The 23,946-nt window shown below is 59.3% G+C and carries 17 protein-coding genes and 5 pseudogenes; 3 read left to right on the forward strand and 19 right to left on the reverse strand.

The window, feature by feature from the left end; genetic code table 11:
* Positions 1 to 27: 27 nt before the first annotated feature.
* Positions 28 to 2,223 (reverse strand): TonB-dependent receptor, encoded by a 2,196-nt coding sequence (locus tag ATE70_RS06275; protein ID WP_082639785.1) that lies wholly within the window; start codon positions 2,221 to 2,223, stop codon positions 28 to 30.
* A gap of 487 nt (positions 2,224 to 2,710) precedes the next feature.
* Between ATE70_RS06275 and ATE70_RS25380 the strand changes: the two are divergent.
* Positions 2,711 to 2,927: pseudogene (locus tag ATE70_RS25380) on the forward strand (ATP-binding protein); the annotation flags it as partial.
* A gap of 269 nt (positions 2,928 to 3,196) precedes the next feature.
* Here ATE70_RS25380 and ATE70_RS06280 read toward each other — a convergent pair.
* The 10 genes and pseudogenes from ATE70_RS06280 to ATE70_RS06315 form a co-directional block, all read right to left on the reverse strand.
* Complete coding sequence (locus tag ATE70_RS06280) at positions 3,197 to 4,222, reverse strand: IS110 family transposase (RefSeq protein WP_058537102.1); 1,026 nt, start codon at positions 4,220 to 4,222, stop codon at positions 3,197 to 3,199.
* A gap of 273 nt (positions 4,223 to 4,495) precedes the next feature.
* Positions 4,496 to 4,816: pseudogene (locus ATE70_RS06285) on the reverse strand (ATP-binding protein); the annotation flags it as partial.
* 58 nt (positions 4,817 to 4,874) lie between these two features.
* Positions 4,875 to 4,979, reverse strand: a pseudogene (locus tag ATE70_RS24150) (2-deoxy-D-gluconate 3-dehydrogenase); the annotation flags it as partial.
* A 146-nt stretch (positions 4,980 to 5,125) separates the two neighbouring features.
* Positions 5,126 to 5,410 (reverse strand): annotated as a pseudogene (locus tag ATE70_RS06290) (FAD-dependent oxidoreductase); the annotation flags it as partial.
* 237 nt (positions 5,411 to 5,647) lie between these two features.
* Positions 5,648 to 6,244 (reverse strand): nucleotidyltransferase family protein, encoded by a 597-nt coding sequence (locus ATE70_RS06295; RefSeq protein ID WP_058537104.1) that lies wholly within the window; start codon positions 6,242 to 6,244, stop codon positions 5,648 to 5,650.
* Positions 6,241 to 7,089, reverse strand: a complete 849-nt coding sequence (locus tag ATE70_RS06300; RefSeq protein WP_058537105.1) for an XdhC family protein — start codon at positions 7,087 to 7,089, stop codon at positions 6,241 to 6,243. The genes ATE70_RS06295 and ATE70_RS06300 overlap by 4 nt, the downstream gene beginning before the upstream one ends.
* A gap of 102 nt (positions 7,090 to 7,191) precedes the next feature.
* Positions 7,192 to 9,456 (reverse strand): xanthine dehydrogenase family protein molybdopterin-binding subunit, encoded by a 2,265-nt coding sequence (locus tag ATE70_RS06305; RefSeq protein WP_058537106.1) that lies wholly within the window; start codon positions 9,454 to 9,456, stop codon positions 7,192 to 7,194.
* Positions 9,453 to 9,914 (reverse strand): (2Fe-2S)-binding protein, encoded by a 462-nt coding sequence (locus ATE70_RS24155; protein WP_082639794.1) that lies wholly within the window; start codon positions 9,912 to 9,914, stop codon positions 9,453 to 9,455. Before ATE70_RS24155 ends, ATE70_RS06305 begins: the two co-directional genes overlap by 4 nt.
* A gap of 269 nt (positions 9,915 to 10,183) precedes the next feature.
* Entirely contained in the window at positions 10,184 to 10,645 is a 462-nt protein-coding gene (locus tag ATE70_RS06310; protein ID WP_058799888.1) for a nuclear transport factor 2 family protein, read from the reverse strand.
* A 2-nt stretch (positions 10,646 to 10,647) separates the two neighbouring features.
* The gene (locus ATE70_RS06315; protein ID WP_058801044.1) at positions 10,648 to 11,514 is read right to left on the reverse strand and encodes an NAD(P)H-binding protein; all 867 of its coding nucleotides are present in this window, start codon (positions 11,512 to 11,514) and stop codon (positions 10,648 to 10,650) included.
* A gap of 425 nt (positions 11,515 to 11,939) precedes the next feature.
* On the opposite strand from ATE70_RS06315, the pseudogene ATE70_RS24715 reads away from it, so the two are divergent.
* A pseudogene (locus tag ATE70_RS24715) lies at positions 11,940 to 12,204 on the forward strand (IS3 family transposase); the annotation flags it as partial.
* Positions 12,205 to 12,371: 167 nt separating this feature from the next.
* Here the strand turns inward: ATE70_RS24715 and ATE70_RS06325 are convergent.
* From ATE70_RS06325 to ATE70_RS06360, 8 genes are all read right to left on the reverse strand, one after another.
* Positions 12,372 to 13,085: a TetR/AcrR family transcriptional regulator gene (locus ATE70_RS06325; protein ID WP_058537109.1), complete on the reverse strand. Its 714-nt coding sequence runs from the start codon at positions 13,083 to 13,085 to the stop codon at positions 12,372 to 12,374.
* Between the two features lie 35 nt (positions 13,086 to 13,120).
* On the reverse strand, positions 13,121 to 14,080 hold the full coding sequence (locus tag ATE70_RS06330; RefSeq protein WP_231732606.1) for an alpha/beta fold hydrolase: 960 nt from the start codon (positions 14,078 to 14,080) through the stop codon (positions 13,121 to 13,123).
* A 4-nt stretch (positions 14,081 to 14,084) separates the two neighbouring features.
* Positions 14,085 to 15,248: an FAD-dependent oxidoreductase gene (locus ATE70_RS06335; protein ID WP_058537111.1), complete on the reverse strand. Its 1,164-nt coding sequence runs from the start codon at positions 15,246 to 15,248 to the stop codon at positions 14,085 to 14,087.
* A 32-nt stretch (positions 15,249 to 15,280) separates the two neighbouring features.
* Positions 15,281 to 15,913 carry a maleamate amidohydrolase gene (ndpG, locus tag ATE70_RS06340; RefSeq protein ID WP_058537112.1) on the reverse strand — a complete coding sequence of 211 codons (633 nt, stop codon included), beginning with the start codon at positions 15,911 to 15,913 and terminating at the stop codon, positions 15,281 to 15,283.
* Positions 15,900 to 16,976 (reverse strand): 2,5-dihydroxypyridine 5,6-dioxygenase, encoded by a 1,077-nt coding sequence (gene ndpE, locus ATE70_RS06345; protein ID WP_058537113.1) that lies wholly within the window; start codon positions 16,974 to 16,976, stop codon positions 15,900 to 15,902. The genes ndpG and ndpE overlap by 14 nt, the downstream gene beginning before the upstream one ends.
* Positions 16,977 to 16,995: 19 nt before the next feature.
* Positions 16,996 to 17,781, reverse strand: coding sequence for an N-formylmaleamate deformylase (gene ndpF, locus ATE70_RS06350; protein WP_156419689.1), 786 nt, complete (start codon positions 17,779 to 17,781; stop codon positions 16,996 to 16,998).
* Positions 17,782 to 17,785: 4 nt separating this feature from the next.
* A complete protein-coding gene (gene ndpH, locus ATE70_RS06355; RefSeq protein ID WP_156419695.1) occupies positions 17,786 to 18,490 on the reverse strand; it encodes a maleate isomerase in 705 nt (234 codons plus the stop codon).
* 842 nt (positions 18,491 to 19,332) lie between these two features.
* Positions 19,333 to 21,618 (reverse strand): TonB-dependent receptor, encoded by a 2,286-nt coding sequence (locus tag ATE70_RS06360; RefSeq protein WP_082639796.1) that lies wholly within the window; start codon positions 21,616 to 21,618, stop codon positions 19,333 to 19,335.
* 723 nt (positions 21,619 to 22,341) lie between these two features.
* Here ATE70_RS06360 and ATE70_RS06365 point away from each other — a divergent pair.
* Positions 22,342 to 23,808 carry an APC family permease gene (locus ATE70_RS06365; protein WP_197411403.1) on the forward strand — a complete coding sequence of 489 codons (1,467 nt, stop codon included), beginning with the start codon at positions 22,342 to 22,344 and terminating at the stop codon, positions 23,806 to 23,808.
* Positions 23,809 to 23,946: the final 138 nt, after the last annotated feature.

The following is a 23,946-nucleotide window of genomic DNA, read 5'->3' on the forward strand; positions in this document are numbered from 1 at the left end:
CCGGCCCGCAGGCCGGCCCTTGGTGCCTCAGCGGATTTTCAGTGCCAGTTCCACACCATAAGTGCGTGGCGGATTATAGACCCCCGTGACCCCATTGAGCTGCACCACAGTCCCCTGGATATAATTTGTCTTGGTGATGTTCCGGACAAAGCCACGTACGGTGACCAAATCATTGGGTTCGTACGTCACGAATGCATTATACAGTTCATAGGCCTTCTGCCGCAGCGAGGGATCATTATATTCGCGGAGGCGGTATCCGCTTGTGAAATAGGCCTCGCCGCGAAGCGTGATCTTGCCCGAACCGACGGGAAATTCGAGTTGCGTGCCGATCGTACCGGACGCACCCGGAGCCTTGTTGAGAGCCCGTCCCGCCAAATCGGTACCATCGGGCTCGCCAAAGATCGCGCCACCCGTCGACAGGAAGCGCTTATATTCGCTGTGTACGAAGCTCGCGTTGCCATCGAAGCTCAGCATATCATTGACCTGCAGCCGCCCGTCGATGTCCAGCCCGTAGATCTCGCTTTTCGGAGCGCCTACGACATTGGTCCCGAATATCGTCGACTGCTCGACCGAGATATTCTTGTAATCATAGTAGAAGGCCGAGAGGTTGAGCGTCGCACGCCTGTCAAGAAACCGCGTCTTGAGTCCCGTCTCGATGGCGTTGACCGTTTCCGGTTTATACTGATTGCCGCAGGTACTGTTGGAAAAGCCGCCGGACTTGTACCCACGCGACAGCTGCCCATAGGCCATGACATCGTCCGACAGATCATGCTGCAGGCCTATGCGTCCCGTAGCCGACCAGTCGGTCACGCGCTGAAGCGGTGCGCCCGGACTGCAATCGGTCTGAACGACCGTGCCGCCGGGAAGCTGGAACGTCACCAACAGATCATTTTGCGACCGCTCGTAAAGACCCCGGACGCCACCAAACAGCCGGGTAGCGTCGCTCACGCTGATCGTGGCATCTGCGAATATGGAGGCGCTTTCGCGCTTCGAGCGGCCGTTGGACACACGGATGAGTGCGGACGGGCTGCCAAGCAGCCGTCCGTCGAGGGTAACTGAGCCGGTCGTTCGGTTGATTTCATTATAGTAAAAGGCCCCCACCAGCCAGTCCACCGGCCCACTGTCGCCCTTGAGGTTGAATTCCTGTGAGAAGGTCGAAACCCGGACACCCTGGGCGATCGGAATGGTCAGATTTGCAAAGATCGGGTCATTCGGATTTCCTTGCGCCAACGAGTCCAGCGAATTGTAATTGACGCGCAGGCGAGAAGCGCCGGTGATCGAGACAAGATTTACGTTGCCGCCGAGATCGAACGTGTTTTTCAGCGATGCGAGCGCGATGGACCGATTGCCGTCAAAAATGAGCGGTGAGTTCAACCGGCGAGGGGTGACGATCGTATCCTGGATCGGCAAGGACAGGCGGTTGAGGTCATAGGGCTGACGCACCGGGCCGTTGCTGGCTTCGCGCCGGTAGGTCAGGCGCGCTTCCATATCCCACCCCGGCGACACGTCGGCGTCGATACCGAAACGGCCACCGATGTAGCGCAGATCGTCGAGATCCTGGCCGGTCTGGAGATTCTTGACATAGCCATCGCGTTGGCCACCTTCGATGTAGAGCCGCGCGCGCACTCCGTCGCTAAGCGGGCCGCTGACATAAGCCGAGCCTTTGAGGTCGTCATAATTCCCGTAGCCCGCCGTAACGCCCGCTTCGAACTCGCGGGTAGGCGCCGCCGATATGAAGTTGACGATACCCGCCGTGGAATTCTTGCCGTAAAGTGTCCCTTGCGGGCCACGCAGCACTTCGATCCCGCCAAGGTCGAACTGGCCGAGGCCAGCGCCCTGAGGGCTCGAAAGATAGACGCCGTCGAGATGCAAGGAGACCGAATTTTCGCCCGCGCCGGTCGTGAAGGTGGTGCCGACGCCGCGAATGGAAATGTTGGAGTTGCCGGAAACAGGGTCGAACTTGAGGCCCGCAACCGCCCCCTGAAGCTCTTCAAGACCGCCAATCTGGCGATCCTCGATCATGCCCGCGTCGAGCGCGTTAATTACTGCAGGAACATCTTGGAGATTCTGGGACCGCTTCTGAGCTGTCACAATAATTTCGTTTAGCCCCGTCGAACTTCCATCGGTGTTGGCCGAGGCATCACGGCTTGCTGGCGCCTCGCTTCCCTCGGTAGTGTCAGCCGCGCTGGCAGACGTCGATACACCGAGCATGATGCCCGCCATTGCCAACGCGGACACTGTGGCAAGCTGGTTTGATCGATTAATCACTTCAGTCTCTCCCTTCCCATTCGCGCGTCTCGGCGCGCATCCTTATTTTTGCGGGCTGTGATCTTTGAGGCGCAGACATGCAGCGTGCCCAGCGGCTAAGCGGTAGGCGCCGCACACACGGCTAAAATCTTCAAAAATATATGATTTTCCATCCTCCCGTCGACTAGCTCAAGCCAGCCCCGAAACCCGCATAGTTTCAACTGGTCTGCGCCAGCATTCAGGCATAAATCCCCCAAGTGGTCATAATTGTCAATATAATAACGTTTTCGCCCAGTTTACTTTTCAATTCGCCCCTTGAGTTGGGCTGATTGATCGGAAAATGAAGTTTGATCGCAACCCCGCAAAGCGCTCGATCCTGATTTGCCGGCAGACTTGTCCGCGCCGGAAACGCAGCATCCGCCACATCAGAAATGGCGACACGCCGCTAAGAGGGACCTGGGCCGGCAAGATCGGGACCTTGGCAAAGCAGTTGTTACGGCTCGACCTGATGCTGCTCGATAAGCTTGGATATCCGCCCTTCAGACGAAGGGAGGGCGCTGCTCCCTCTGATCAGCAAGGCCTATGAGCGCTTCAGTGTGCACATCACTACAAACCCCGCGTTAGCAGACTGGCCCATCATCTTCGGTGATCCCAAGATGACTACGGCGCTGCTCGACCGCGCGATCTCGTCAGGACCGGGGAGGAAAGCCAGCGATGTCAAACGGCCCTTTAATTGCGGGTTTCTGTCAAGCCTGTGTATTGATCCGAACCGGGGTCATGGTCCTTTTCGAGGTCATGGCCTCATGATGATGTCCGGGTCGGGTGCCTCAACGTGCGCAACGCGGTCCTGGAAGTCCGCAGCCGTTTGAACGAGGTCACCGCAACCACCGTCCCGGTGGATCATCACAGGTCTGGCGTCAGTCCTGCAATTTCAGGGTAGGTATGACGGTCAGGCAGGCCGTTTCCCCCATTCGAACTCGGTTCCATCCACCCAGATGCAATGAAGGATGATAGCGAGTTTTCGGGCAACGGCGACCTGCGCTTTCTTCATGCCACTTCGCTTTGCAAGCCGCAGCCCCCACGCCTTAAGCGAGCACCACCGCTTGGTTCGATGAAGCAGCACGCTGGCCGCCTCGAACAAATAGGTGCGCAACAGCCGGTCGCCCCAGCGCGAGACTTTTCCCGTTACGTCCATTTCACCCGATTGCTTTCGGCGGGGCGTGAGCCCGAGATAAGCGCCGACCTTTGCCGCATTCTGGAAGCGCGTCGGGTCGTCGATCGTGTGACGATATGTCAGGGCCGTGACGACGCCAATGCCTGGCACGGTCATCAGCCGCCGCGTCGTTTCATCCTCACGCGCAAGCTGGCGAATGGTTCGATCGATCCTTTCCAGCTCGCCGCAGGTTTGCTTGTGCACGGATAGCAGCGGGCGAAGAATGGAGCCGAGAGCATGGCCATCGGCGATGAGGTCGTTGACCCGCCGTTGGAACTGCCCGCCGGCTGCGCGTGGAAAGAGCAAGCCGCATTCCTTAAGCATAGAGCGCATCTGATTTTCCAGATCGCGTCGGACTCGCACCAATCGGGATCGACACACGAGGATGGATCGCGCAGTCTGGCTTTCCTCGCTCTTGACGGCAACCTCTCGATACCAGCCGACTCGGACGAGTTCCGCCAGGCCTCGAGCATCATTCTCGTCGCTCTTGTTCATGCGAACGGACAGGGCCGCATGGGCGTGACGCGCATCGATGCAGACCACGGGCAAACCGGTGCGCTTGAGTTCATGCCAGAGCCAGCTCGACATGGCGCCAGTTTCAAGACCGACGCGTTCGGCATTGGGAGCTTTCCTGGAGATGACCGCCGCCAGCACGCCCGGATCGGATTTCACCCGGCCCTGGTGAATGGGCCGTCCTGCCTCATCGACGATGCAAATCGACGTTTCCTTTTGCGACACGTCCAGTCCGACATAGTGCTTCATGGCGATGCTCCTCCGTTACGATGATTTCTCGTACCCTGCAGCTGTCGCGCCCCAATGGGAACAACGGCAGCAATTACGTCATCGTGTTCAAAAGGGACCCCCGATCGGCGTCGAAGAGGGACCCCCGATCGGCGTCGAAGAGGGACCCCTTTTTCGGATATGATGCTGGTTAGTTGAGGGTCGCCTTGCGCTGCGTGCGGCGGAGGGCGGGCGTAGCCCGACCGGAGGCGCGCGCAGCGCAAGATAGATTTTTGAAGGCGCCGAAGGTGGCGGTCAGCTGCGGTTTTTGAAGCACCAGCTGTCGTTGCCCGTCTCGATGATATCGCAGTGGTGGGTGACGCGGTCGAGCAGCGCCGTAGTCATCTTGGGATCACCGAAGACGGTGGGCCACTCGCCGAAGGCGAGGTTGGTGGTGATGATGACGCTGGTGCGCTCATAAAGCTTGCTGATGAGGTGGAACAGCAACTGCCCTCCGGAGCGGGCGAACGGCAGATAACCGAGCTCGTCGAGCACGATCAGGTCGAGCCGCGACAGCTGCGCCGCCAGGGTCCCGCCCTTGCCGATCCGGGTCTCCTCTTCGAGGCGTGTCACCACCCCTCCGGCGAAGGGAAGATTGCACTTCCGCAAGCGCATCGACACGTCGCGCCGCAAGGACAACATGGGCGCCTGCGCTCGCCAGCACGGCGGCAAAATGTGCGCCAAAGCCCGACGAAGCACCAGTGACGAGGGCCTTCTTCCCGGAAAGATCGAAGGTCATGATATCCTTTCCCGACTTGCATGTCGCATCGCTGATCACATAAATTTGCTAAATAGATAACATTATTTACCGAGCAAGTTTTTTGATGAGGGGAATGAGATAGCGAGCCTGTCAATGCGCGAAGAATGTCAGCCGGGGCGCAAAAGGATCGCCTTGCCATCGTCGGTCGTGACGATATGGCCCACCGGGTCGACGGAAACCACCCGCTCACCAAGAAGCATCGTCACTTCGCGCTCGTCCCAATATTTGGCGGGACGCAGTTGGATGCGCTCGAATTCCTTCTCGCCGGCGAAATATTTTTTCGACAACGGCGGTCGCTCGTAGGGCAGTTCAGGTTCCTCGCCGACGATCGCAATGCTGCCCTCGAACTTTTGAGTACGCAGCATCACTGCGACCTGTGCCCCGCCGTGCCCGGCACCTACGATCACCACATCGAACTTCGTATTCCCTCCGCTACGGCACGCTCACTTATTGCGCATGTCCCTGACATGCGCGGCATAGCTGCACAAGAAACTTTGGCTGTTCGGTCGACAGCAGCATCAATTCATCGCGCCGACCGGCCAGCACCTGTATAGCGTACGGATTCCGGCTTCATTTAGCGCGCCGGCATGTGCTTGCCCCGACAGGCAATGGCCCGGTAGAGAAACGCCGATCCGGCTTCACGCGAATCAATGCCATGGTGCAATAGATAATGTTGCAAGGTCCATTCTGGTATCGATGTCTGCTAACTCGCGAGCCGGTACGTCGATCTTGCGACATTGCGGCTCTCCGCGCAGATAAGATGAGGCACCTCGATCGCCCGTCAGCGACAGCATATCATCGAAGTGCCTGTCGGTCACACATATGGGGATGCCAGCCTTGCCGCCTGGATAATGCGTCGCGGACAGACCGCCGACAGTTGCCGCGTCGGCGAGACGGCGCAGCGTCGAGGATGTGACGAACGGCATGTCGCCCAGCATAAGCAGCAATTTTTCGCACTTTGTCTCCGCGGCATGCCTTACGCCGACCGCGATCGATCCCGCAAGGCCCAGCCCGGCCTCCGGATTGAACAGAAGCCCGGCGTGCCCCTCTGCCTCAGCCTCCCTCGCGAATTTGGGGCAGGTATCGCCAACGACAATGACCAAGCTTTTGGTATCGAGCCCTAGAGCCGCATCCACCGCATGGCGTCCAAGGCGTTTTGAAGAAAATTCCGCGTCAAGCTTGGGTCCTTCAAAACGGCGGGCCGCGCCGGCCGCCATGATAGCTATGCAAAGACGGCCGCTCATGGATGGGGATGCAATGCTTCATATGCACCAACCACTTCCGAAAGAATCGACAGGGCCAGAACCTCGGGCGAGCGAGCACGGGGAACGAGACCCACGGGGCTATTGATGCGGGCCAAGGCGGCATCATCAAACCCGTCCGCGCGCAGCAACTCTAGCCGCCGCGCGCGCGCCTGCGCGCCGCCCTGGCACCCGATGTAGAACGCCGGCGTGCGAAGAGCCCATGCGAGAAGGGCATGCTCCCATTCATGATCGTGAAACAGGAGCAGTACGGCTGTCCAGGGATCGGCCGAAATCCCGGTGGGGACCGTATTCAGGGCAAACTGCTGGCCGGCCGCGCGCAATTCGACATCGACGTCAGTTGCCTCGGCCTGCCGCTGCAGAGCCTTGCACTCTGCCCCCGTTCCCAACACAAGTAGCCGGAGCCGCGGAATGTAGCGTCTCACACGCAAGAAACGGCGATCCGCAGCGGCCGGAACGGCTAACGGCAGCGCGGTCGCCCGGCGTGCCCCGAGATCCGCCACGCACTTCGACAGTTGGTGCGCTTGCGGAGCGGGGTCGATCAGGATGTCGAGGCCCGACCCGCAAGGGAGACGAAAGTCGATAAATGGCGACCCCTTGCCATAGCGCAGCAGTTTTATGATCCCCTCGCGCGCGGAAATCGTCGCCTGGGCCGCCAATTCATTCTGCAGGCAGTTGTCGGCCATGTCCCCTACCAGCGTGCCGTCGCGGCCGACGGCCAGTTGCGCGCCGCACCGACGCGAGAAGCTGCCATCGATCCCCACGATAGTGCACAAGGCAACCTGTGTGGCTACCGCATAAGCAAGGGCCGCGTGGTCAGACGACATCACCCTTCCCGTGCGCTCTGCGCTGGCGGTGCGAAATTGGAAGGGCCTGAACTCGAATCCTGTACCAACTTTTCAGGCGACAACATTTGTCGTCGCATCCAGTCAATTCGCCAGGATCTTGGCAATGGGCAGACTGCGCAAACGAGGGCCGCCGGCATCCGCGATCGCGTTCACCAACGCCGCGATCGTCACCGGAACGGCGTCCTCGCCGATGCTGGCCGGCGGTTCCGTCGAAGGCAGAATTTCGATCGTGACCGCCGGCATCTGGTCAAGTTTGAGGATCGGATAATCATGAAAATTGCTTTGCTGCACCTGCCCATTCTCTACCGTTATCTCGCTATGGAGCGCGGTCGTCAGGGCATAGGCGATCCCCCCCTCCAACTGGGCGTGGACGATGTCCGGATTGATCACGGTGCCGGCGTCGACAGCGAGAAAGACATGATCGACCCGCAGGCCGGCCTTTTCGTCGAAGCTGACGTCGACGATCGCCGCCTTTGTCGATGACGGATAGCTCGGATAGTAGCTGGTGTCCCCTACCGCGAGGCCGCGTCCCCGTCCCCTTCCTTTCGGAGCGTGCCAGCGTCCCTTCTCGATCGCGAAGTCGAACAGCTTAAGGTGATTCTTCACCCGTGCGACTGCGATCTCGCGATCCTCTAAATCGGCTGGAATATAGGAAGGATCGAGCAGCGACCGATAGAATTCAGGCACGTCACGGCCGGTCAGCAGACGTAGTTCGTCGAGGAAACCGAAGTTCATCCAGAGATGCTGGGTGAAGCCGACGCCGCGCATCCAGCCGAAAGGGAGCGGCGAGTCAGGATTACGCTTATACGCAAAGCGGACATTAGGCGGCTGGAAGGGAAAGCGCGTCTCGCCATAGCTCTGCTCCGCCGACGTTCCGCTCGCGACAGAACACGTCCAGACTGTCACATTGCCGGCGCCGTCCAGCCCGGCTTCGAAGCGCGCCGCGGTGATTGGCGCATAATAGCTTTTACGCACGCACTCCTCGCGCGTCAGCAGCAGTTTCACAGGCGTGCCCTTGCAGGCCAGCGCGATCTGCACCGCCTGGTGGACGAAATCATTCTGCAGGCGCCGGCCAAAACCGCCGCCGGCCGGAAGGATATGGACATGCGCCTTGTCCGGCGACACCCCGCACAGGCTGTGGGCAATGTGCCAGGCATCGTCCGGAAACTGGCTGTTTGTCCAAAGATGAACCTCGCCGCCATCGACATACGCGCTGCAATTTATCGGCTCCAGCGGCGCCGGATCCATATAGGGATAGCTATATTCTGCCGACAGCGTCTTAACCGCTTTGGCAAGCGCACTCCGGGCGTCACCAGCCTCGACAACCACCGGGGCATCGCCCCGGGCCTGCTTCGCGAGCGTCTTCATATACTCTTGGCTTGAAAATTTCGCATGGGGACCCGCGTCCCATTCGATCGCCAGCGCATCGAGCGCGGTCTTGGCCTGCCACCAGCTGTCGGCGACGACCGCGACCGCATCGTCCATTGTGACCGGCGCTGCCCAAATATCCGGATCTTCGCCCTCTGGCACCGGCGCATTATAGCCAACCTTCGCACCCTTGATCTTGACGACCTCGGGATTGCCCGGCATGCCTTTGATGCTGCCCTTGTCGACGCTGCGCAGCTTTCCGCCGAAGGTGGGACTCTGGCGAACGGCCGCGAAACGCATGCCCGGCAGTTCGAAATCAATCCCGTAAACAATCTTACCCCGGATCGCGGCATCCACATCACGGCGCGGGATTGGCTTGCCGACCAATTGCCGGTCGCCCACTTCCTTCAGCTTCACTACCTTCGGATCGGGTACCGGCATTTTCGCGGCGGCTTCCGCCACCGACGCATAGCTCAGTTCCTTTCCTGACGGTTTGTGACGGATTGAGCCCTTGATCGCTTCCAGTTCTACTTCGGGCACCTTCAGGCGCGATGCAGCGGCGCGAATTAACATTGTTCGAACCTGAGCTCCCGCCCGCTGGGTTGGTTCGAACAAGGTCTGCGCGGAATGGCTGCTCAAGACCGCCGTCCACACGTAGACATTTTCCCGCGCCGCGTTAACCGCCGGATCGTAAAACTCGCTCTTCAGCGTAGACCAATCCAGTTCGAGTTCCTCGGCCAGCATTTGCGGGATCGTTGTCGAAACCCCCTGCCCGATTTCCGTCTGGGGCACGCGCAATGTGACGCTGTTGTCGGGATGGATCACGACCCACGAGAGGAGTTCAACCCCCGGTTCGCCGTCATCGGGGAGCTTCGTCCGGTCCTTACAGCCCGCGAGCGAGAGCGTAAAACTCACGCCCGCCGCGGTGACGAGTGCGCCCGTGACGAAACCTCGCCGGGTGAGAACGGGTTCCTTCACCGGCCGGCTCTCCCGTTCTCAGCCGCACTACGGATAGCCTTGCGGATGCGGTTATAGGTGCCGCACCGGCAGATGTTGGTGACGCCTTGTGCAATCTCGTCATCGCTTGGAGACGGATTGTTTTTTAGTAAGGCGGCAGCGGCCATGATCATGCCAGGCTGACAATAGCCGCATTGCGGAACACCCGCTTCGCGCCAGGCGGCCTGCACAGGATGCTCACCGCTCTCGCCGAGCCCTTCGATAGAGGTGATTTTCGATCCGACGGCCTGCCCAACCGAATAAGCGCAGCTGCGCACAGCAGCCCCGTCGACATGAACCGTGCAAGCTCCGCACAGACCCGCCCCACATCCGAATTTCGTCCCCTTGAGGCCTATACTGTCGCGCAAAACCCAAAGTAGTGGCACGGCCGGATCGACTTCAAGCCGGTGCTTCGTTCCATTCACTTCAATTTCGAGCATCTTGCGTCCCGTCTCCCATGCGATGCCCGGGGATTTGGTGTGCCTGGAAATTCGACAGCCTAAGAGGGCATCACACAAACTCACGCGCATCGACGCTCTGCTGACGATAGCACCGCCACTCAATTATACAAAAGAATAATTATGAGGTCAGCGGCTGGGCGGGCCTGATTTCTGTCCAAAGGCGGCGGGGCCGCCACCTACGTCCGGCGCCACGGGAGGCCGCTCCTCTGGTCGGCGCCATGTTCAGGCGACCATGTGAATCCCAATCGTCATCCGGTTTCGACTGGAGTCCCGGTTTTGTTTTGTTCGATAGCCTTTGCAAAAGCCAGTGAGTCGAAATGAGCGTGTTCAGTGCTCACCTTGCCATCAACAATGGTGTCGATCAAAACGACCGACCACGAGATTTCCACACCGCCGTCTGGCGCTCCCTCGCCGACATATCTCGCTTCGGCCCGCAATTCGCCGACAACCGACGTGCTGCTTGCTATAATATTTACATAATCGACGCGAACGGTTCCAGAAACGAACTGCGAATTATAGTCCTCTAGATACTCTCGAAACGCCTTTTTGCCCCGCACAGGAAAATCCGAGAAAGGAATATCTATATATTCCATGTCATCATTGTATAGCGACAAGAGCGCATCGAGATCATTACGCGCCCAAGCGTCTACTTGCTTCCTGAGCAAATCCTCGTTCTTGCGAGAAAGCTGAATTTCGTCTGAATCTTGCATTGTCATTCCCGTCCAGCCCGCTGCAGTGATGGCGCGTGTTCCGTGAGGAAAGCGTCAAGGCCGCGGGGCTGGTTTCCGGTTATACGGGCGACGAGATCAGTGACAATGGCGGTGTCCCCGTTCATGATGCTACGCCCGATGTTTGAGAAATATTCAATAAATCCCGCGGGTGCATCGGCGTTTTTCAGCCGCTCTTCTGCCGCTCCCGTCGTCTCTTCGACGGGTTGTATGACCGCACCCGTGACTGCCGCTACCCGGTCCGTGAGTTGCTCAAGGGTGAGCGCCTCAGGACCGGTCAGTGTGAGTGCCTGCTTGCCGCAATTCTGGCCGAGCAGAAGTTCGACGGCGACGGCGGCTATATCCCTCGCATCGATCCAAGCGGTTGCAGCGCCCCCAGTTGTCATCACGATGACTCCGTCTTGACGGATCAGGTTTCCGAAGAAGCGCTCATCGACGAGATCCTGCATGAACCAGTTCGGTCGCAGTATGGCGAAGTCGAGATTGCTCTCATCGATAACTCGCTCGACCTGCAGTTCATGAGCGTCGTCAGCGCGCGTCTCGGCCGCGATCTCCGAGAGGAGCACGATCTTGGTTGCGCCAGAATCCTCGGCCAAACGGGTGAAGTCTCGGACAATCTGAGTCACCTCATCGGACTCGGGTTTGACGAGATAGATAGCATCGGTTCCGTCCAGTGCCGAAGCCCAGGTCGCGCGGTCATCCCAATCGAATGCTACTGGGATGATATTACCGTGCGCTGCGGATGAGGGGTTTCTTGTTGCGGCCTTGACCGTGGCCCCGCGCTCCGCGAGGCCGCTCACCACATGTCGTCCCGTTGTCCCGGTTGCTTTGGTAACCAAGATACTACCCATTCCCACCTCCTGCTATTCGGCTATTCGGCTATTCGGCTATTCGGCTATTCGGCTATTCGGCTATTCGGCTATTCGGCTATTCGGCTATTCGGCTATTCTCGCGGCCCGGGGATGCGCTAGCTAGATCGTGCCGCTGAACCCACTCGAACATATATAATTATATAATCGAATAATATATTTGGTGTCAATATTCTGACCGGCCTCTCTCATCATATGATATTCGACTGTGCGCGCCGCGAGGAGATGTAGAGCTGAACCGGAAATTCGCGAAAATGCGTCGCTTTAACCGATAGCTCTCCATAGCTTCTCCTGCAAACGCGGATCCCTCGCTATTGCTGTGCGGCCAATCTGACACGGATATATTGGTTATATGAATAATATATCGCATCGATTGAACCGCCCGGGATCGCCGGAGACCCTAGCTCCTGAGAGGAAGGGCTACGACGAGCAAGACAACCAACATATTTGAACCTGGGGTCGCACAAATGCGGTACGGATGATCCTGGATCACGAAGACGAGCATCCATCACGATGGGCAGCCATCGCGTCGATCTCAGCGAAGATCGGCGGGTGCCGGACACGCTTCAAGGGCGGGTGAAGAAGATCAAGGTCGCCGGCGGCAAGCGCTTCGGGGCCACCGAGATGGCCGATCGCCTCGCGTCCCTCGAACGCGAGAACCGCGAGTTGCGCTAAGCCAATGAGATACTGCGCAAGGCGTCAGCATGTTCTGCCCAAGCGGAGTTTTCGGCTCGGCGCTCACCGTGCCAGCGGGAACGGCGGCGCGCCTCCGATCCACGGCACCGGACGCCGGGCCAGTTCAAGCCGATTGCGCCATGCCTTGCCGCGCGATAGCGCGATTAGGGTCGATCAGCCTCCATCCCGGCCGCAAGAAACGCCACCATGTTATCGAGCATCTCGTCCTTCGACAGATGATGAATCTTGCCTTCCGTCAAATCCTCGATACGTCCCAGGTCATTCAGCATGAACATATATGTGCCGACCAAAAACGACATCCGCAATCCGATCGTCCGTCGGGGTAATTGTGGAAGGGCCTGAGCTAGGACGTCGATATATCGCTTAACCGACGCATCATAAACCTCCTTGCGGAGGCGCAGGGCATGCTCCTCGGGTTCGGAGTGCAGGCGGGACTGCAATTGCGCGAACGCCGCGCCGGCCTCTCCGCTGTGCTTCAAGTCCCACTGGGGCTGGAGATAGGCTCGAATGATATCCTTTACCTGCGGCGGCTTGCCGGATTCGAGCAACCGGTCCAGCAGCACATGACGATGTCCGGATAGCAGACCGCCGCGCCGCTTGTAGACTTCGTCGAAAAGTTGTTCTTTTGTATCAAAATAATAACGGATCAGGCCCTGATTTACGCCGGCACGCTCCGCAATATCACGAACGCTTATCCCGGTATAACCACCTTCGGCAAAAGCGATTTCCGCGGCATTCAGGATCTTTTCCTTCAATTTGCCATTATTTTTGGGGCGCCCAGGCTTCCTTGCCGATTTCTTTTTCTCACCCTTCACCGCCTTGTCTTCAGCGACAGCAACAGTGGCACTGGAATCCATTTCTATTCTTTCCGCAGTCAAGTTCGAACCCTTTTCTAGCCAAGGATGGCGTCACTGCTAGGAAGGGAGGCCCGTCCGCCGAGGGACCGCTCGATCCACGCGACAAGCAAATCCGCGATCGCTGCGCTGTTTATCTCACTCATCAACATGTGTCCATTGCCCCCAATGCCATGCTCTTCAAGCCGAATATGTTCAAAGACATTCCCCCGATCACGGACGAAAGCCGCCGCGCGCGCATTAGCCTCGCGCATCCAGGTTGCCTCGCCAGTGACGATCGCCACGGGTCGGTCGAACGGGTCGGCCGCTCCGGCATAAGGCGCCGCACAAAGATCGTTCTCGAACGTGCCCAGAGGATGAACCATTCCGGGATATCCGAGCGGCTCAATCGCGACGATTGCCTCGACCTTGTCGCCGCCCTTGGCGGCAAGAGCCCAACCGCAAGGACCACCAGCCGAATGGCTGACGATGATGGTCGGCCCGATCAATTCGAAAAGCGCATCGGCGATCGCCTCGACATGATGCTGGCTCGCCGCAAGAGTAGTCGCCATCGGCCCTTGGCTCGCCATGAACCGGTCGCCAGCCCGAGGATCGTCCGGCCAGCGATCATGCTTCGCCGCCTCGGGCCAGAGATCATGCCGTTCCGGTTCGACAAAGCGGGGATAAAGGAACCCATAATCCGGAAGCGGCAAGGCCGGGCCGTGCACCCGTTCGTTCCATGCGCAACGCCCGTGCCCTGGCCGATCGAGGATATAAACCGGAAAGCCCGCGCGCAGAAAGCTGTGCGCCCAGCCCGGCCGACCATCGGGCGTCCGCAGAAATTCGGACCCTTGCCCACCCCCTCCGTGGACGAAGAGGACGGACACTGGCCGTGACGCCGCGGGTACGAACCATTCGACATAACCACTGATGCCCGGCCAGATCTTGCCCTCTGCGTGAGCGGGTTCACCGGTCAGGAAGCGGCCGCCGAAGTCCTGGAGTATATAGGGCTCCATCATGAATTCAGAAACGGGTGATCAATTGCTCGGTGAAGCTCAGTTCCTTCCTGATCAGCTCCTCATTCCCTGCAACGTTGCGCAGGAACTGAATTCGCTCTTCCTTCTCCTGGCCTTCCTTAAGATAATAGAGGCTGCGCAGGTTGAGCGAAGCGCGCGGAGACGTGATTTCGGTGAAAATGCGCCGCCGGTCTTGTTCATAGAATTCCAGAATGTCGTGATCGGCGCCGTCGTGGAGAACCCGGTTCAGGGCCTCGATCAATGCGAACGCATCGAACATCCCGCCCGTGAGACCGAGACCTCCGGTCGGATTGGTCACATGTGCGGCATCGCCCACGAGGATTATCCGGCCTTCGCGCATCTTGTCCGCCACACGCTGGTGCATACGGTAGGGAGAGGCGGCCAGGACTTCGTACGGCAAATCGGGCAGGTGATCGGCGAACATCGCGTCAATTCGCTCGGGCAGCCCTTCGATTGGCAATTCCGGATTCTCGACGAAGGTGACGCGCCAAACGTCCGACTGGTCGATCTTGCAGATGACCGCACCATGTTTTTGGTCGATCTGCATGACCGTAGGCGAATATCCCACCGATGAGAGATCGATTTTGGTATTAGTGGCGATATAGCGCTCGGGCCACGTCACACCGTAGAATTGCAGCCCGAGAACATTCCTGCGCACGACGCTGTTCGCGCCATCGGCACCGACAAGAAAATCGCCGTCGAGGCGTTCCGCCCCGCCCGGTCCGTCAAGCTCGGCGATCACACCGTCCGCATTCTGGCTGCAACCCTGCAAGCGGGTCTGGTAGCGGATTTCGATATTGGGAAGCATCGCAACATGCCGGGCGAGAACCTGGGAGAGCAAGCCTTGATGCAAATGCAGGGCCTGTCCGTCCTCATAGGCCGGCGAGCCCGTCCACTCGATCATTTCCCCCGTGCTGTGGATGTGCCAGCCGAAGCTCTGACGAAGGAAGCCTTCGCTGATACAATCCTGCAGGAGACCCAACTTCTCGAGATGCGGTAGTACCGGATAGTGGTAAACGAGTGCTCGCGGGCTGTCGTTGAGTTCGGCCTCGGCCTCGAGGATCGTAACGCGCGTCCCCGCCTTCGCGAGGCCGATGGCCGTCAGCAAGCCAGTCGGCCCCGCTCCGGCGATAATTACATGCTGGATCATTGATCTACCTCTCCATTATTAACTGGGCGACGTCAGTCCGACGACCTGATCTGGCCGAGCCAGTTCAGGATGTCGTCGGCGCTGGTGATGTCTCCGTATTTTTGGGCGATATCATAAAGATTGGCTTCGTGCGGCGCCGACGCCCGGTCCGCGCAGCAATCGCGCGGCACCAGCACGATAAAGCCGGATTGCACGGCATCAACGACGGTGGCGCGCACGCATCCCGATGTGGTCGCCCCCGTAACAACAACCGTATCGACCCCGGCAGCGGTGAGCAAACTGGCCAGGTTCGTGCCATGAAAGGCCGACGCGCCATGCTTGATGATGACGGGATCGCCCGAGGTGATACCGGTCGCGCTGTCGATTTCGACCAGCCTCGTGCCCGCCATCAGCGCTTTCATGCCCGTCGCCTTGCGAAGCCAAGGCAATGCCTCCGCCTCCCACGGCTGATAGGCGATGGTGGTGTAAATAACGGGAAAGCCGCGTTCGCGGGCAACATCGGTGAGCCGACGAGTCGCAGCGATCTCAGCCCGCATATCCGCGGCAGTGGGATAGCTGGTGTCAGTGAAGCCGTAGGAGAAATCGACCACAACGATCGCCGGACGGGTTCCTCTTGGTGCGCTGCGACCGAATCCGGCCTTGTCATAGACCTCATCCTGCGACATCGAACACCTTGCTTTCCTTCACGCTCGAACCATCGTTTCGATCGAACTGGAGTTCCTTGACCATGATTTCGCCATCGATCAGCACCGGGTCGCCATCGAGGAAGAGCGAGCAGCCGCGCATGGGGATATCGAGGTGGCAGGCCGTATCGTTCGACCCGCCAAGCTCGTTGTTGGGGCCGGTGGAAAACAGGACGTTGCCCAGATAGCTGCGCGGCTCCATTCCCATGCCCCCGGGGAATTCGCCCGGCGTCATCCGATGCCACTTGGCGTCCGGATTCATCCCCCAGCCGATATGACTCATTGCGAATCCGCGCTCGTCTTCGAAGTCCGCCATGTAGGATTTGACCAGTTCAGCTTCCAGGCCGCCACGGATATCCGTGATCCGTCCCTGCTCGATCGTGTAGATAATTGGCTCGCGAACATAGATATTCTGCGGAAGGAGCACATCGCCCGTCCCGACGACGATCTGACCATCCACACCGTCATCGTCGCCCCCCGTGAACACGAAGCCCGACGGCCAATGATCCCATCGCCCAGGCTGGTCCGTGCAAGCATATTCGGTGATGGTGGGATAGGTTCCGAGCTTGTAGATCACATCGGTGCCGTGGGGGGAGGTGATGTGCATCGATTTGGCCCGCGCCAGCAGTTCTCCCGCCCGCTCGACTTTCTCGCGCAGTTCAAGATTCGGCAACATGCGCGCGAGCAGTTCTGGCGGCTCGACCACTGTCAGCACGCGCGTGCCGGCCGCCTGGATCGCCATCTGTTCTGGCGAGAACAGCAAAAAGATGCAGTCGATGAGCATGTCGGCGTTCTTGAGGGCCTCGATAGCCTCCGGCATGACCGCAAGCGTTGTCTGGCCGACTGCCCACCCTCCCATGGGCGAAACCGCGGGAAGGCGCATATGATAGATATTCGCGCCCAACATTCTGCCCGCGGCAAGGAAGGCATCGGCATAGTCGAGACGCTCGTCGCCTTGGGTGAGGACAACCAGGCGCTCATCCGCACGCACTCCGGACATCTTCAGCTGATGCAGGCAAATTTCGATAAAGCTTGCGCGGTCCATTACGGACGCTCCAATTCTGTCAAATTCTGAAATCGCTCACGGCGCGCAAAAAACCATCAAGGTCGTCCCACGGGATCATGTGCCCCGCGCCCTCGACCGTCGTAATTGCAATGTGCGGCGCAAGGCTCTTGATCTCCGCGATGTCGGCCTCTTCGATCACCGGGGAGGCGCCGGCCACCACCAGGCGCATCGGCAGGTCGAGGTGCGGCAAGTCCTGATGGATGTCGTCGGTGTGAAAGCCCTTATAGGCGACGTCGATCGCATGAAGATCACAGCTATGAAGCCACTCCGCCCGCAACGCGCGCTGCTCTTCGGTCCAGGTAGGACAGAAGGCCTTCATGTCATCCGCTGAACAGCCGCGCTGCGCCAACAGGATTGAGTCCTCGTACCAGGGCCACGCCGATGGATAGGGACGCCGACCGGGTCCGCTTACCGGCGGATCGACGAGGATCAGCCCGCCAAAGGCCTTCGGCGCCTTGCGCGCGGAACGGATCGCCGTGCGCGCGCCCATCGAATGACCAAGAACGATGGGCGCTTCCATGCCCAGCGCCTGGACAAGCGCGACAGCATCGTCCGCCATCGCGTCGAGCGAATAGTCAAGGTCGCCCCCTTGGCTGAGCCCGCGTCCGCGCACATCCAGAACATGGACTTCGAAATGCGCCGAAAGAGGCTCTGCAACGAAGTCCCAGGTGACCGCCGGCGAGGTAATCCCCGGTATCAGCAGCATTTGCGGACCGCCCTCACCGTGCTGGATCAGGTGGTGCCGGATGCCGTTCGCATGGACGTTATAGCCGCGCATCGCCATCCCCTTAATAGGCACCGGAAAGCAGCGTGCCGCCACCGGGCACCCGCGTGTCGAGATCGAGCGACCTCAGCATCGCCCATGTTGTGGCGATCGCCGCCGTCAGGACGGGCTTGCCGACCTGCGCCTCGACAATCGAGACGGCGGGCAGCGAAGGCATCTGCACGCATGCCGACAGCACGACCGCATCGACCTCGCCGATCTGCTCCATGCTGGCGACAATGCCGGGAAGACGGGCCGGGTCGTGCGCGGCAACCGCGAGATTGTCGGAAATCTCAAGCGCGCGCCACTCCACCACTTCCACACCCTCGCTGCGGATATAATCGACGACCATCTCCGTCAGCGGCTTCATATAGGGAGCAACGATGGCGACCTTCTTGGCGCCAATCGCCTTAATGCCATCGACAAGCGCTCCGGCGGAGGAGACGACGGGCGCCGAATTGCCGCTGTCGACGGTGACCTGGTGCAGCCGGGCCTGTGACTCGCGATGATAGCCCTGCCCCATCGACATGATGGCGACGAGGCAGGCATAGCCCATCACATCGACCGCAGCGTCGGACAACTCAAGCGCGCAGCGATCGCTCGCCGCATCCATCGCGGCCAATTCTTCTTTCGTGACATGCTTCATCCGCATGCGCGAGGAATGGAATGTGAAGCGCTCGGGCGAAATCGTCTCACGCGCGCGCAGAAGCGCCGGAATTTCCGTTTCCATCGTCACGTTGGAGCTCGGCACGATCTGGCCGATGCGATAGGTTCTCATCAGAGTCTCCTTGTAGCTAGGAGTGGTAATAATTCGTCATTCGTATAAATTCAAGGAGAATTGACCGCTCGAACGGCTCCGGGTGCACCATTGAGCCGGGGCGTCGGCGCGCGACCGCAAGGTCGCCTTCTCTTCAAGATGCCATGCATAAATATCACAGATAAAACATGGTATTATGATACCCTCTCAGGACCAAATTCCAGCTTGAATCGAACAGCTCACGCCGTGCACCATGGCGGTCGAGACCCGCGCCGCTCGACAATAGCAAGGGATCGGGATCCAAGATTAAATTCTGCGCCCGCCGGATTTCTGCAAGGCGCTCATGATTCCTGCCCAGCAGCTAAACGGCCGCGCCGCGAATCCAGGGGAATTGGCAGGAACCTGTGCGCTATTTTCGCGGCCTGTCGTCCATCGCGTGAGCATCCCTCACGAGTTCAACGCGTCGCGCCACGGCCGCGATACATCGAATGAAAAGCAGGCGGTCAGTGGGGGGTTGGGGTCAGAACCCATCGAAAGATCGATCCCCAACGACCTGCGCCGAAGATTGATGAAGGCGGTTCGAGATCGGTCGAACGCCCGCTCGCAGTCATCGAAAACAACAAGCAGCTACCCCCGCGGCAGTTCCTTGCTTCTGGTCCGGACGCCCGTCCGACCGTGCACCCTGCCCCAGGTCAGCGCCTGCCGCCCAAGCTCAGCGGGCGGGCCTGGCGTTTCTCCCGGATTGCCTCCTCCTCACTGCAGCGATGCAGCGAGGAGGAAGTGTTTGGCCAATTACTTGTTGACGGTCCCTTCGGTTAGAACCGGATGGTAGCATCCACACTATATGTACGCGGCGTGCCACGAATCAGATAGTCCAGCCCGGCGAACCTCAGGCCCAGACCGTAGGTGAAATACTTTTCGTTGAAGAGGTTCTTCACCCCTGCGCCAACCGAAAAGCGATCCGTATTATAGGCCAGTCGCGCATTGGCGACCCAATAGCCCGACTGAGACACAGTCGCCGTTTCCGCGATGTCGAAAAAGACGCGCGAGGTATAAGTGCCGTCGAGATTAAGATCGACCGTTCCGTCATTGATCTCCGCCAGCACGAAATCGCCGGTGAGATTGAGGCTGAACTTGGCGGCGTTGGATATCTGGTTCCCGGAGACATCGATGCCGCTCGAACCCGACACGGTCGCATCACCGCTATATTTTGGATCCAATACGCCCACGCCGACGCCAAGCGTCACCCGATCGACCGGCCGCGCGGTGATGTCAGCCTCGAAACCGCGGACACGCGCGCCACTGATCGAACGGAGCGGAAACAGGCCGCCCGCCTCGGTCACGACGACCTGCTGGTTTTTGTAATCGGTCTGGAACAACGAACCGTTCACGGTCAGCGCGCGGTCGAGCAAGGTCGATTTGAACCCGAACTCATAAGTCCGCGCGGTCTCAGGCGGCGCGAAGGTGATTTCGGAGGGATCGCTGAAGGCCTGCGCATTCACAGCGCCGCTGCGATAGCCTTCGCGCATGGAGGCGTAGAGCAAGACGTCTTCAGTTGGCTTCCAATTGGCCCCCACCTCGAAACTGGTATTGTTGAAGGTGCGGCGATCAGAAAAGTTGCTGATCGTCGGGACCGCGACGGGGTCTACGTTATCGCCGAGGAATGCGTTGAAATTCGAAACAGCGACCTTGTCCCGGCTGAAACGCACACCGCCGTACATGGAAAGTGTGTCGGTTATTTCGAAGTCGCCGCGAAGATAACCCGCATAGCTTCTACGCTTCTGGTCGAAGCTGTTCGACTGGATAAAGCCCGTCCCGGTGGGCGTAAAGCCGAAGGTGCAGGCCGCGCCGCAGCCCGGATCCGTGAGCAGCGAATAATCAAAGCCGGCGTTTACCGAGTCATAGGTATAGATGAGGCCCGCTTGGACATTGAACGGCCCGTCAAACGATGTCGCCAGCCGCAGATCCTGGACGAACTGCTTCATGTCTTTGCCGAAGGTAACGATAGGATCGTCCACCTCGATAACGAGACCGTCATCGTCGCCAATGTCGACCCATTTTCCCCAGTCATAGGTCGTCACGGAGGTCAGCCTGAGGACGTCGGACGCGTCCCAGTTCATGATAAGGTTGAACCCGTTGCTGCGGATCGTGCGTTCGGGCGTGCTGTTGGTAGCCGTCTCAAAGAATCCAAGGCCGTCGCGGTTCGACCCGGGGAGGTTCGACAGATTGTTGCCGGGAAAAAGAATAGCGGGATCGTTAAAGTCGATGTTTCCCGCGAACGGCGCGTAATTGCGGCCACCGCTCCTGACGTGGTTGAAGCGCAGCGTCGCCTCGAAGTTGTCCGCGGGCTCGAACTGCAGCGCCGCGCGGAACGAGAAGACATCAGTCTGGTCGAGGTCCCCAAGGCCGGGCGTGACGTTCTTGAGAACCCCCGTGTCGTGCACATAAAGTGCTGCAACGCGTACCGCCAGCACATCCTGGATCAGCGGGGCCTGCAGCGCACCTTGCAGCCGAACGCGATTGAAATTGCCATAGCTGCCCGTCACATAGCCCTCGGTCGAAAAGCCGGGCTTTTTCGTGACGATGTTCACGGCGCCGCCTGTCGCATTCTTGCCGTAGAGCGTGCCCTGCGGGCCGCGCAGCACCTCGACGCGCTCGACGTCATAGAGAGGCATCGTCTCGAACGTCGACAGACCGCGGATGCCTTCGTCGATATAGATTGCGATCGGCTTGCTCTGATTGGCGGAATAGTCGGTCGAAGAAATACCGCGAATGACAAAGTTGGGCGGGCCACCTTCACCGAAAGGGTAGTTCACCTGCGAGTTCGGCGAAAGCGTAATCAAATCGGAAATCTGCACCGCTTGGCGCTTCTCGATCGACTCACCGCCAAAGGCTGAAATGGCGACCGGTACGTCCTGAAGACGTTGCTCGCGGCGCTGTGCGGTAACGATGATATCGCCGGAGCCGCTTGCGGCCGTTGCACCCGATTCAGGCTCCGCACTCTCCTGGGCATAAGCCTTCGAGGGAGCTGCGAGCGGTAGCAAAGCAAGCGAAATCGCCAGTGCGGAACGGGCCGAACCCCTAGTCAATCGAGCAGTCATTATACTTCTCCCTTTTTTGCATAGTTCATCCCCGCCGGTCGAGAGCACCCTGCCAATGCGCAAGCCACTCCCCGTTTGCCTCGGCCGAGGCGCCCCTCAGCATTTGAGATTTCCTCACCTCACACCCCTGCGCGGGAAACAGAATCCGCCATCGGGAGGAGCTCGGTCATGCAAAAATGCAGTAAATTATTCTGCCGCATAATTAAGGTGGTTGTCAATGGTTATGCGAACCCACTGGCAAGAACCCCCGGCCGCAAATCCGCTGGGAAGCGTGGCCCACAGTTTAACATCATTTTATCAACTATTTAACTACGTTATAATATCCGCAGTGTCACACCAGACCTGCCACCTGTCCGCATCTGGAAAAAATCATCAATCGCATAAATTAGTTGCGAACGGTGACGAAATTGCTACGAATTCGAGACGCTCGCGGCCGAGTCGATTTCTCGAACGACCTCGCAAGCGGCAGTTTGACATCCGCTGGCGCCGACGCGGGTCTTGTGAAATCGGGCGTGAACGAAATGGGGGCAAGGCGGATGCGCAATCTGGACTTGGCGATATCCGCAGCAAACGCTCTTGATCGCATACCTTTTTTCGGGGCTGCAATGGGCCATCGAAGGCTGGCGCGCAGAGCGCAGCGGTTTCGGGGAGCTCGTCGAGATCAAGGCCGCCGTCGTTACGATCAGCATCTGACGCAACCGAAAGCCGTTCATGGAGATACGCATGACACAAATTAATGCCGCCACTGCATCGGCACTCGTTCCGTCTCCCGTCGAGAGCGAGACCGTTGCACTGCCGCGCTCGCTGAGTACTTTTCGGCTGGCCGTCTTTGTCATCGCCGCTGTCGCGCCGCTCGCCTGCGTTATCGGGGTGCTCCCCGTAGCGTTGGTGTTCGGCAGTGGAACCGCCCTGCCGCTTGCCTTCGTCATTTCGACGGTCGTCACGGCATTGTTCGCAGTGGGCTATTCCGCGTTCAGTCGAGAGGTGCTGGTTGGCGGCGCATTTTACACCTACATTGCACGCGGCCTTGGCCCGATCACCGGTCTAGGGGCAGCCGGCGTCGCGGTAGTCTCTTACACCATGTTCGTGCCTGGGGGCTTCAGTTATCTCGGTTATATGATGCAGACCACGTTCAGCGACTTGCTCGGATTTAACCTTCATTGGGTAGTTTATTCGCTGACGGCCTGGGTCGTGATCGGTTTCTTCGGCCTTCGCCAGATCGACTTCAGCGCCCGGGTCGTGCTGGCCGTCATCCTTATCGAGTTCATGCTGCTGCTGTTTTTCGATGCCATCCTTGTCGGACAGTTGGGCGGGGCGGCATTCCCGACGCAGTCGTTGGATATCGGTGGTCTGACGACTGGCGCGCCGGGTGTTGCGATCCTGCTCGCGTTCACCTGCTACTTCGGCATCGAGTCTGCCGCTCTGTTTTCCGAGGAGGCTAAATCGCCTCAGAAATCTGTGTCGCGGGCCACCTACATCGCGATATTCACCATCGGCATCTTCTACTTCGTCACATCGTGGATCACCGTAGGCGCAATAGGACCCGACAACATCAAAGGCATACCCGAAGCAGACGTCGGACTCATCTACTTTAAGCTCAGCAATCAGTACGTCAGCGGTGCATTCACCACCATCATCCAGGTCGCGCTGGTCACCAGCATGTTTGCTACCGTCCTTTCGATGCATAATGTGGCCGCGCGCTATTTATTCGTCCTCGGCCGTCAGGGCTGCTTGCCCCGCGCTCTCGGCCGGGCGCATCCTGTCCATGGCTCGCCCTCTGCGGCCAGCGCCACCGTTTCAGTCGTCGCGCTCGTCGTCTTCACGAGCGCTGCTTATCTGGGGCTGCACCCGATGCTCGGACTGGGGCTGATCGTCCTGGGTTTTGCAGCCGTTGGCGTGATGTTCATGCAGGCGCTCACCAGCCTGGCGGTGGTGTCGTATTTCCGGGAGCATCCCGAGCGCCACCTTTGGCAGCACGTTATTGCACCGATTTTGGCGTTTGTCGGCCTGTTGGTGGCGCTGTACTTCGCCGTCAACAATTTTGAGTACCTTAGCGGTAGCCAGAATCCGGTGGTCAATCGATTGCCAATTGGCATCCCGGTCGCGATGGCCGCAGGCATAGGGTTCGGACTGTGGCTGCGCCGGTATCGGCCTTCCCGGTTCGCCGCCATTCAGCTGGACGAGTCGTGATCCCGTCATATCGGACGGAAAAATTCGAACGGTCGCTGGGCCCTCATTCCTCGGGCATGGCGGAATCCATGCAACAAGGGGAGCTCCACCTCCAGCCTAGACCTCCGGTTTGTTGGCTTTGATTTCCATAAGCGACGC

It is taken from the genome of Sphingopyxis sp. H053, assembly GCF_001468225.1.
GTDB lineage: Bacteria > Pseudomonadota > Alphaproteobacteria > Sphingomonadales > Sphingomonadaceae > Sphingopyxis.

Excerpts from the sequence above, each read along its gene's own strand:
- ATE70_RS06295 (WP_058537104.1), bottom strand. The coding sequence starts at position 6,244 with ATGAGCGGCCGTCTTTGCATAGCTATCATGGCGGCCGGCGCGGCCCGC.
- ATE70_RS06300 (WP_058537105.1), bottom strand. The coding sequence starts at position 7,089 with ATGTCGTCTGACCACGCGGCCCTTGCTTATGCGGTAGCCACACAGGTT.
- ATE70_RS06310 (WP_058799888.1), bottom strand. The coding sequence starts at position 10,645 with ATGCAAGATTCAGACGAAATTCAGCTTTCTCGCAAGAACGAGGATTTG.
- ATE70_RS06365 (WP_197411403.1), top strand. The coding sequence starts at position 22,342 with ATGACACAAATTAATGCCGCCACTGCATCGGCACTCGTTCCGTCTCCC.
- ndpE (WP_058537113.1), bottom strand. The coding sequence starts at position 16,976 with ATGGACCGCGCAAGCTTTATCGAAATTTGCCTGCATCAGCTGAAGATG.
- ndpF (WP_156419689.1), bottom strand. The coding sequence starts at position 17,781 with ATGGCGATGCGCGGCTATAACGTCCATGCGAACGGCATCCGGCACCAC.
- ATE70_RS06335 (WP_058537111.1), bottom strand. The coding sequence starts at position 15,248 with ATGATCCAGCATGTAATTATCGCCGGAGCGGGGCCGACTGGCTTGCTG.
- ndpG (WP_058537112.1), bottom strand. The coding sequence starts at position 15,913 with ATGTCGCAGGATGAGGTCTATGACAAGGCCGGATTCGGTCGCAGCGCA.
- ATE70_RS06330 (WP_231732606.1), bottom strand. The coding sequence starts at position 14,080 with ATGATGGAGCCCTATATACTCCAGGACTTCGGCGGCCGCTTCCTGACC.
- ATE70_RS06315 (WP_058801044.1), bottom strand. The coding sequence starts at position 11,514 with ATGGGTAGTATCTTGGTTACCAAAGCAACCGGGACAACGGGACGACAT.
- ndpH (WP_156419695.1), bottom strand. The coding sequence starts at position 18,490 with ATGGAAACGGAAATTCCGGCGCTTCTGCGCGCGCGTGAGACGATTTCG.
- ATE70_RS06325 (WP_058537109.1), bottom strand. The coding sequence starts at position 13,085 with ATGGATTCCAGTGCCACTGTTGCTGTCGCTGAAGACAAGGCGGTGAAG.
- ATE70_RS24155 (WP_082639794.1), bottom strand. The coding sequence starts at position 9,914 with ATGCTCGAAATTGAAGTGAATGGAACGAAGCACCGGCTTGAAGTCGAT.
- ATE70_RS06280 (WP_058537102.1), bottom strand. The coding sequence starts at position 4,222 with ATGAAGCACTATGTCGGACTGGACGTGTCGCAAAAGGAAACGTCGATT.
- ATE70_RS06275 (WP_082639785.1), bottom strand. The coding sequence starts at position 2,223 with ATGGCGGGCATCATGCTCGGTGTATCGACGTCTGCCAGCGCGGCTGAC.
- ATE70_RS06360 (WP_082639796.1), bottom strand. The coding sequence starts at position 21,618 with ATGACTGCTCGATTGACTAGGGGTTCGGCCCGTTCCGCACTGGCGATT.